This window comes from Guyparkeria sp., from assembly GCF_046545975.1.
In the GTDB taxonomy this organism is placed as follows: Bacteria; Pseudomonadota; Gammaproteobacteria; order Halothiobacillales; family Halothiobacillaceae; genus Guyparkeria.
In genome coordinates this window covers 1-7,963 of record NZ_JBKGYT010000079.1, presented here as the reverse complement: position 1 = coordinate 7,963, position 7,963 = coordinate 1, and the positions used below count along the sequence as shown (strand labels likewise).

The following is a 7,963-nucleotide window of genomic DNA, read 5'->3' as shown; positions in this document are numbered from 1 at the left end:
GTCGCCGTCATGGATCGCGATCGAGTGCGGCTCGGTCATCATCTCGTCGACCGTCACCTCGATAGTCGTGGTCGATTCGTCGCCATCGATCTCATCGAGTTCGAACACCGGGTCGTTGTCGAAAGCCAGCATTTCCGGTGCGTCTTCGCCGTCGTTCGCATAGCGACAAAGTCCGGTGTGGATCCCGACGGTCAGCCCGTCAGCGTTCTCTGCTGTGACGCGCACTTCGATTTCTCCGTCGCCCTGCGGAACCAGGATTGTGGAACCCGAAACGCCGGAACCCTCTCGTTCATCGATCTTCGTCTGATACTGTTCGTAAGTATCGGCAGCCGAAGCAGTGGTCATTCCGGTCATGCCGAATCCCAGTCCGGCCATCACGCTTGCGAGCAGAACCTTTTTCATGCGTTCTCCTTACTCTTGCTTGGATTGAATACGGCCTCTCCGACGCATGGTATCACCGTGAACCTTCGCCAGTCATCGTGACCGTCCGTGCGGAGTTGACCCGAGCTTAGGACAGTTGCGTGAGGTTGCAAGCAGAGAGGACGGAGCAGAGAGGGGCGACGTGGTAGCCTGCGACGACGAATTTTCACCCTTTCATGCAATCAGGATCGCAGCAGTTCATGAAGCTCTACCTTCTCGTGGGTCTGGCCGGTGGGCTCGGGGCGATGGCCCGGTTCGCCATGACGTCGTGGCTGGCATCGACCGCCGGACGGGGGTTCCCCTGGGGCACCTTCAGCGTCAACGTGATCGGGTCCGGGTTGATGGGGTTTCTCGGGATCTGGCTCATGACCCGCTGGCAGTTGCCGATGGAATACCGCCTGGCGATCCTGACCGGTTTTCTCGGCGCGTTCACGACCATGTCGGCCTTTTCCGTCGACACGCTCGCGCTCCTGCAGCGCCAGGCCTGGGTGCTGGCGGGGCTGTATGTCGTCGGCACGGTCCTGCTTTGCCTGGTGGCGGCCCGTGGCGGGATGCTGCTGGCCGAGCGACTGTCTTCCTGATTCATGGACCCGCTCGAACTCAAGTCGGCGATCCGCGAATGGGCCCGTGATCTCGGTTTCACGGACCTGCGCGTCTGCGACACGGATCTTTCCGACTACGAGGCGGGGTTCCTGAGCTGGCTCGAGGCCGGCCACCAGGGGTCGATGTCCTACATGGACCGGCACGGGCTGCTGCGCTTCCGGCCGCAGGAACTGGTACCCGGCACGCGACGGGTACTGATGGTCTCGCGGGACTACCTGCCGCCGGAATCGACCGGGCCGAGCGAGGTGCTGGGCGACCCGGCGAAGGGATACGTCAGTCGCTACGCGCTGGGTCGCGACTACCACAAGGTGGTACGCAAGAACCTGCAGCATCTGGCCAAGCGCATCAGCGAGGCCACCGGCCCGTTCACCTACCGAGCCTTCTGCGATTCCGCGCCGGTCTACGAGACGGGGCTGGCCGAGCGCTCGGGGCTCGGCTGGAAGGGCAGGCACTCACTGGTACTCAACCGCAGCGGGGGATCCTGGTTCTTCCTCGGGGCGCTGTTCGTCGACATCGAGTTGCCGGTCGACGAGCCGGTCACGCCGCATTGCGGCAGCTGCACCGCCTGCATCGACGTGTGTCCGACCGGCGCGATTGTGGCCGACGGCGTGGTCGATGCCCGGCGCTGCATCTCGTATCTCACCATCGAGGCCGACGAGGACATCCCCGAGGAGCTGCGTCCGGCGATGGGCAACCGGATCTACGGCTGCGACGACTGCCAGCTGGTCTGCCCCTGGAATCGATTCGCCCGGAAGACGGGGGAAACGGATTTCCATGCCCGGCACGGGCTGGACGCGCCCGATCTGCTCGAGCTGTTCGCCTGGGACGAGGAGACGTTCCTGTCGAAGACCGAGGGCTCGGCCATCCGCCGGATCGGCTGGCGACGCTGGCGGCGCAACCTGGCGGTGGCCATCGGCAATATCCCGCCCGACCACCGCCGGGCAGGCTCGGCCGTGGCGCTGCTCGACGCGTCGTTGGGCGAGGCCGGCGAGCAGGTCGACCGGCATATTCGCTGGGCGCTGACGCGTCTGCGAGGCTGAAACCAAAAACGGCGTCCCTGGGAGACAGGGGCGCCGTCGTGGTCGGCCGCGGGTGGCGGGATCACAACCGGGTGATCAGATGCGCCGAGCCATCTCCTCGGCGTTGCCGACGTAGTCGCCCGGGGCCATGGCGGCCAGGCGCTCGCGTGCCTCTTCGGGCAGCTCCTGGATACCGCGGACGAACTCGCGCATCGCCGGGCCGTCGACCCGCTGGCCGCGGGTGAGTGCCTTGAGCTTCTCGTAGGGCTTCTCCACGCCGTGACGACGCATCACGGTCTGCACCGCCTCGCCGAGGACTTCCCAGTTGCCGTCGAGTTCGGCGGCCAGCTGGTCGGCGTTGATCTCCAGCTTGGACAGCCCCTTGGCCAGCGAGCGGTAGGCGATCAGCGAGTGGCCGAGGCCGACCCCCAGCGTGCGCAGCACGGTCGAGTCGGTCAGATCACGCTGCCAGCGGCTGATCGGCAGCTTGCGGGCCAGGTGTCCCATCACGGCGTTGCCCACCCCGAGGTTGCCCTCGGCGTTCTCGAAGTCGATCGGGTTGACCTTGTGCGGCATGGTCGAGGAGCCCACCTCGCCCTCGACCAGACGCTGCTTGAAATGCCCCAGGGCGATCTGGCCCCAGATGTCGCGGGCGAAATCGATCAGGATGGTGTTGGCGCGCTCGACCGCGTCGAACAGCTCGGCGATGTAGTCGTGCGGCTCGATCTGGATCGTGTAGGGGTTGTGCACGAGGCCCAGCCCCTCGACGAAGTGCCTGGAGAACGCCGGCCAGTCGACCTCCGGGTAGGCGGCGAGATGCGCGTTGAAGTTGCCCACCGCGCCGTTGATCTTGCCCATCAGCTCGACCGCCGCGATCTGCTCGCGCTGGCGTGCCAGGCGGGCGACCACGTTGGCGATCTCCTTGCCGATGGTCGACGGCGAGGCCGGCTGGCCGTGGGTGCGCGAGAGCAGCGAGACGGCGGCCCACTCGTGTGCCATGCCACGCAGGGTGTCGATCAGGCCGTCGATCTCGGGCAGCACGACTTCCTCGCGCGCCTTTTTCAGCATCAGGCCGTAGGCGAGGTTGTTGATGTCCTCGGAGGTGCAGGCGAAGTGGAAGAACTCGCTCAGGCCCTCGAGGGTGGCGTGACCGGCGACCTGTTCCTTGAGGAAGTACTCCACGGCCTTGACGTCGTGGTTGGTGGTCGCCTCGATCGCCTTGACCCGCGCGGCCGCCTCGACGTCGAAGCCCTCGACGATACGATCGAGCACGGCGCGGTCCTCACTGGACAGTGCCGGTACCTCGGCGATCTTCGGCTCGTCGGCCAGCGCCTTGAACCATTCGATTTCCACCAGTACCCGATGCCGGATCAGCGCGTACTCGCTGAAGGCGTCGGTCAGCGCGCGGGTGTGGCGGGCGTAGCGGCCGTCAAGCGGCGAGATGGCGGTCAGGGCAAAGGCGGCTTGGTTGCTGTCGGTCATGGCTCATCCTGTGGGAAAGACGGGTCGACGGGCCGGCTCGTCGGCGGCCCGTTCCGGGTAATGTGGCGGCAATTATCCGATGGCCGCCGCCCGCGGCCAAATCGAGGGGTCCCGTGGGCGATCAGCTCGCCGGGGGACGTTCGAGTGCCTCGCGCAGCCTGCCGGTCAGTTGTCGCAGGACGTCGAGGGTGAGGCGCTGCTCGGCTTCCAGGCGGGTGGCCGGGTCGTCCAGTCCGTCGTCGTCGAACTCGTCGTCCAGAGTTTCCAGCGCCTTGACCTTGGTCAGCGCGCCGTCGGCGCGAATGGTGAAGCGCAGCCGGTCGCGCCAGACGAGTTCGAGCTGCTCGACGGTCATGCCGTCGCGCAGGTGGGCCAGCACGTTGTCGTCGGGCAGGCCCAGGCGGGTGACGGTGATGCTGCCCCCGTCGCGCGGCTCGAGCAGCTTGGCCGAGTCGCCGAGTTCGAAGTCCGCCGGGGGGCCTTCGAGCAGCCAGCGAGACAGCCGGCTGCCGTGCTCCTCGCTGCCGAACGCCGGGACGATGCGCCACTGGCCGAGCGTCTCGCGCAGCAGCGAGCTGATCTGGCTGTTGCGCTTTTCCGCGGCGTTGGCGAACCATACCTGCCGGTGACGGCGGTCGATCAGCACGCGCGTCTCGGCCTGGCGGGGAAAGGCCTGCGGCAGCAGTTCCAGCAGGGCGGCCTCGCGTGCCTGGCGCAGTTCGTCGCGGGACGGTTCGCGTTCACCTTCCTGTTCGGCCAGCATCTTCGCGGCGTGATCGCTGACGACCCGCGGCGGCACCGAACGTTCCTCGCGACGGAACAGCAGGCCCACGGCCTCGTCGGTCTCCATCAGCAGCTGGTCGTCGACCACGGGCGCCCAGCCCATCGACTCGACCTGCTGGGACAGGGTGGGGGCGAACGGTTTTTCGGCCAGTTGACGGGCGAGCACCTCGCGCTCCGGTTCGGGCCAGTCGGAAAGGTCGAATGCGGCGATCTGCGTGAAAAGCATGCGGTGGCAACCCTCGTGTTCCTGCAAGCCCGGGCGGACCCGGATCCGTGAAATGGAAGAAGGGGCGCATTATGCCTGATGGGCGGACCGCTTGCTCGGCCAGCCACAGACGGAATGCCGGTCGATACTGCTATGCTGGACGGCCCCGACGGCCGACGGCTGTCCGCCTGCGCGGATCCGGGCCGCCTGCATGTTTCGACGCCATGCCTCCCAAAACCCGACACCTGAGTGAAATGACTGAACAAACGCCCACAATCGTCCGCCTGGAAGACTACCGCCCGCCCGACTACCTCGTCGACGATGTCGAGCTGACCTTCGAGCTCGCCTCCCGGGACACTCGCGTGACCTCCCGGTTGCATGTCCGTCGCAACGGAGAGCACGACGCGCCGTTACGGCTCGACGGTGACGAGCTGCGCCTCGAGTCGGTGGCCATCGACGGCGACGCGCTGGCGACCGACCGCTACACGCTCGACGAGACCGGCATGACGATCGAGTCGGTGCCCGAGTCGTTCGTGCTGGAGATCGTCAACCGGGTCGATCCGATCGACAACACGGCGCTCGACGGCCTCTACCAGTCCTCCGGCAACTTCTGCACGCAGTGCGAGGCCGAGGGCTTTCGGCGGATCACGTTCTTTCCGGACCGGCCCGACGTGCTCAGTCGCTACCGCGTGACGCTGATCGCCGACAAGGCCGAGTGCCCGGTGCTGCTCTCCAACGGCAACCCCGTCGAGCAGAAAGACCTGGGCGACGGTCGCCATCAGGCCATCTGGGAGGATCCGCACCCCAAGCCGTCGTACCTGTTCGCGCTCGTCGCCGGGAAGCTCGAGGCGATCCGTGACGAGTTCATCACCCGGTCGGGGCGCAAGGTGGGTCTGGCCATCTACGTCGAGCCGCACAACATCGATCGCTGCGACCATGCGATGCGGTCGCTGATCAAGTCGATGCGCTGGGACGAGGAAACCTATGGTCGCGAATACGACCTGGACGTGTTCAACATCGTCGCCGTCGACGACTTCAACATGGGCGCGATGGAGAACAAGGGGCTGAACATCTTCAACTCCAAGTTCATCCTCGCCCGTGCGGACACCGCCACCGACCAGGATTACGACGGCATCGAGTCGGTCGTTGCCCACGAGTATTTCCACAACTGGTCGGGCAACCGCGTTACCTGCCGGGACTGGTTCCAGCTCTCGCTCAAGGAAGGCTTCACGGTCTTCCGTGACCAGGAGTTCTCCGCGGACATGGGCTCCCCCGCGGTCAAGCGCATCGAGGAGGTGAACCTGCTCCGCCAGGTGCAGTTCGCCGAGGATGCCGGACCGCAGGCGCACCCGGTTCAGCCAAAGGAATACCAGGAGATCAACAACTTCTACACCGCCACGGTCTACAACAAGGGGGCCGAGGTGGTGCGCATGTGGCACAACCTGCTCGGCTGGGACAGGTTCCGCAAGGCCACCGACCGTTACTTCGAGCGATTTGACGGTCAGGCGGTGACCATCGAGGATTTCATCGACACCATGGCCGAGCAGGCCGACTTCGATACCGCCCAGTTCCGCCGCTGGTACGACCGCGCCGGGACGCCGGTCGTGCGGGTCGAGAAGAAGCGCGTGGGTGACCGGATCGAGGTGGTGTTCGTCCAGGAGATTCCGGCGGTCGCCGGACAGGACGACAGCGACCCGTTCCTCATGCCCCTGCGCATCGCGGCCTTCGACGGGCAGGGCCGACAACTGCCGATCGATGCATCCGGAGCGACGGAAACGACGCTCGTCCTGAACGATACGCGGACGACGTTCACCTTCCCCGTCGCGGCAGACGTCGACCGGGTGGTGCTTTCGCTCAACCGCGGCTTCACCGCACCGGTCAAGATCCAGCACGCCTACGATGCCGACGAGCTCACGCTGCTGGCCCGCTGCGATACCGACGAGTTCAACCGCTGGGATGCCTACCAGCGGCTGGTGCTCAAGACCCTGGTCGGTCGCGTCCGCGAGGCCGCCGAGAGCGGCGAATGGCCCGATTCGGGCCTGCCGGCAGGTCTCAGCGAGGCGTTCGGCAGCCTGCTGCATGCGGCGAGCAACGGCACGGATACGCGTTTCGTCGCCGAATGTCTTGCCCTGCCGTCCGAGCCCTACATCGCCGAGCAGTTCGAACGGGACGTGCCGGTGGATGCCATCCATCGCGCCCGGGTGGAACTGCGCGAGCAGCTGGCGAACGAATGGTCGCAGACCCTGATGCTGACCTACCAGAACCAGGCGGTCGAGGGCCCGTACGAGTTCGACGGTGCCGATGTGGGCCGGCGCGCCCTGCGTGCCCAGTGCCTGTCCTTCCTCAACGCCCTGGACCACCCCGCGTGGCGTCGTCTCGCCGTCGAGCAGATCGCCGAGACGGACAACATGACCGAGCGCTTCAACGCGCTCCAGGCGCTGTGCATGCGCGAAAGCGCCGAGCGGGACGAGGCCCTGGAAGGCTTTGCGGGACAGTGGGCGGACGATCCGCTGGTCATGGACAAGTGGCTGTCGCTACGCGCGCGGATCGTCGAGCCGGACGACACGGCCACCCTGGCGAAGCTGGAAGCGCACCCGGCGTTCTCCATTCGCAATCCCAACCGTGTCCGTGCGCTGGTCGGCACCTTCTCGCGTGCCAACCCGGTGGCCTTCCATGCCGCGTCGGGTTCCGGCTACCGCTGGGTGGCCGACAAGATCATCGAGGTCGATGGGTTCAACCCGCAGATCTCGGCACGGATGGCGACGGTCTTCAGCCGCTGGCGCCGCTTCGACGGCGCCCGGGCCGACCTGATGAAGGAACAGATGCGCCGGATGCTCGACCGGCCGGACTGCTCGACCGACCTGGCGGAAATCGTGGGCAAGGCGCTGGCCTGAACGGCCGTGCCCCGACCATGCCTCGGGGGGCTGCGCAAGGGGGGCTGCGCAAGGGATCGGGCAGGCAGAAACAGAAAAGCCGGCTTGGAGCCGGCTTTTCGTCATTCTCCCGAAGGGGAGAGCGCCTCAGTAACGCGAACCGAAACCGCCGCGATCGTTGTTGCGCTCGCGCGGACGCGCTTCGTTGACGCGGATGTTGCGACCATCCATGTCCGAATCGTTCAGCGCTTCGATGGCCTGCATGCCGGCGTCCTTGTCGGACATCTCGACAAAGCCGAAGCCCTTGGAACGACCGGTGGCCATGTCCTTGATGACCTTGGCGGATTTGACTTCGCCGAAGGCTTCAAAGGCGGCCTGGAGGCCCTGGTCATCCTGGGAGTAGGGCAGGTTGCCCACGTAGATATTGATCATCGCGAAAACAAACTCTCAAAACAGTGCTGATCTGGCGACTGCACGGGGTGACCAGCACTCAATCTCACCTCGCGCAGATGAGGCGGTGTCGCGGATCGACCGCGTTGACAGCCCGCCTCATGCTTTGGACAGTAAACCATTCCGGC

General features: G+C 66.0%; 7 protein-coding genes. 3 read left to right on the top strand and 4 right to left on the bottom strand.

Features of this window, described 5'->3' with window-relative positions:
* The coding region (locus ACLFMY_RS07505) for a hypothetical protein (RefSeq protein WP_410764008.1) at positions 1–402 on the bottom strand (402 nt) is incomplete at its 3' end.
* A gap of 218 nt (positions 403–620) precedes the next feature.
* On the opposite strand from ACLFMY_RS07505, the gene crcB reads away from it, so the two are divergent.
* Positions 621–1,001, top strand: a complete 381-nt coding sequence (gene crcB, locus ACLFMY_RS07500; RefSeq protein WP_410764007.1) for a fluoride efflux transporter CrcB — start codon at positions 621–623, stop codon at positions 999–1,001.
* A gap of 3 nt (positions 1,002–1,004) precedes the next feature.
* Positions 1,005–2,063 carry a tRNA epoxyqueuosine(34) reductase QueG gene (gene queG, locus ACLFMY_RS07495; protein ID WP_410764006.1) on the top strand — a complete coding sequence of 353 codons (1,059 nt, stop codon included), beginning with the start codon at positions 1,005–1,007 and terminating at the stop codon, positions 2,061–2,063.
* A 75-nt stretch (positions 2,064–2,138) separates the two neighbouring features.
* Here the strand turns inward: queG and purB are convergent, their stop codons facing one another.
* Both purB and rdgC read right to left on the bottom strand, forming a co-directional pair.
* Entirely contained in the window at positions 2,139–3,524 is a 1,386-nt protein-coding gene (gene purB, locus ACLFMY_RS07490; protein ID WP_410764004.1) for an adenylosuccinate lyase, read from the bottom strand.
* 121 nt (positions 3,525–3,645) lie between these two features.
* Positions 3,646–4,533, bottom strand: coding sequence for a recombination-associated protein RdgC (gene rdgC / locus ACLFMY_RS07485; RefSeq protein ID WP_410764003.1), 888 nt, complete (start codon positions 4,531–4,533; stop codon positions 3,646–3,648).
* Positions 4,534–4,766: 233 nt separating this feature from the next.
* Between rdgC and pepN the strand changes: the two genes are divergently transcribed.
* The gene (gene pepN, locus ACLFMY_RS07480; protein ID WP_410764002.1) at positions 4,767–7,406 is read left to right on the top strand and encodes an aminopeptidase N; all 2,640 of its coding nucleotides are present in this window, start codon (positions 4,767–4,769) and stop codon (positions 7,404–7,406) included.
* Positions 7,407–7,532: 126 nt separating this feature from the next.
* Here pepN and ACLFMY_RS07475 read toward each other — a convergent pair whose 3' ends face one another.
* The gene (locus ACLFMY_RS07475) at positions 7,533–7,814 is read right to left on the bottom strand and encodes an RNA recognition motif domain-containing protein (protein WP_410764010.1); all 282 of its coding nucleotides are present in this window, start codon (positions 7,812–7,814) and stop codon (positions 7,533–7,535) included.
* Positions 7,815–7,963: the final 149 nt, after the last annotated feature.

Coding starts and splice junctions, on each gene's coding strand:
- rdgC (WP_410764003.1), bottom strand. CDS start 4,533: ATGCTTTTCACGCAGATCGCCGCATTCGACCTTTCCGACTGGCCCGAA.
- crcB (WP_410764007.1), top strand. CDS start 621: ATGAAGCTCTACCTTCTCGTGGGTCTGGCCGGTGGGCTCGGGGCGATG.
- queG (WP_410764006.1), top strand. CDS start 1,005: ATGGACCCGCTCGAACTCAAGTCGGCGATCCGCGAATGGGCCCGTGAT.
- pepN (WP_410764002.1), top strand. CDS start 4,767: ATGACTGAACAAACGCCCACAATCGTCCGCCTGGAAGACTACCGCCCG.
- purB (WP_410764004.1), bottom strand. CDS start 3,524: ATGACCGACAGCAACCAAGCCGCCTTTGCCCTGACCGCCATCTCGCCG.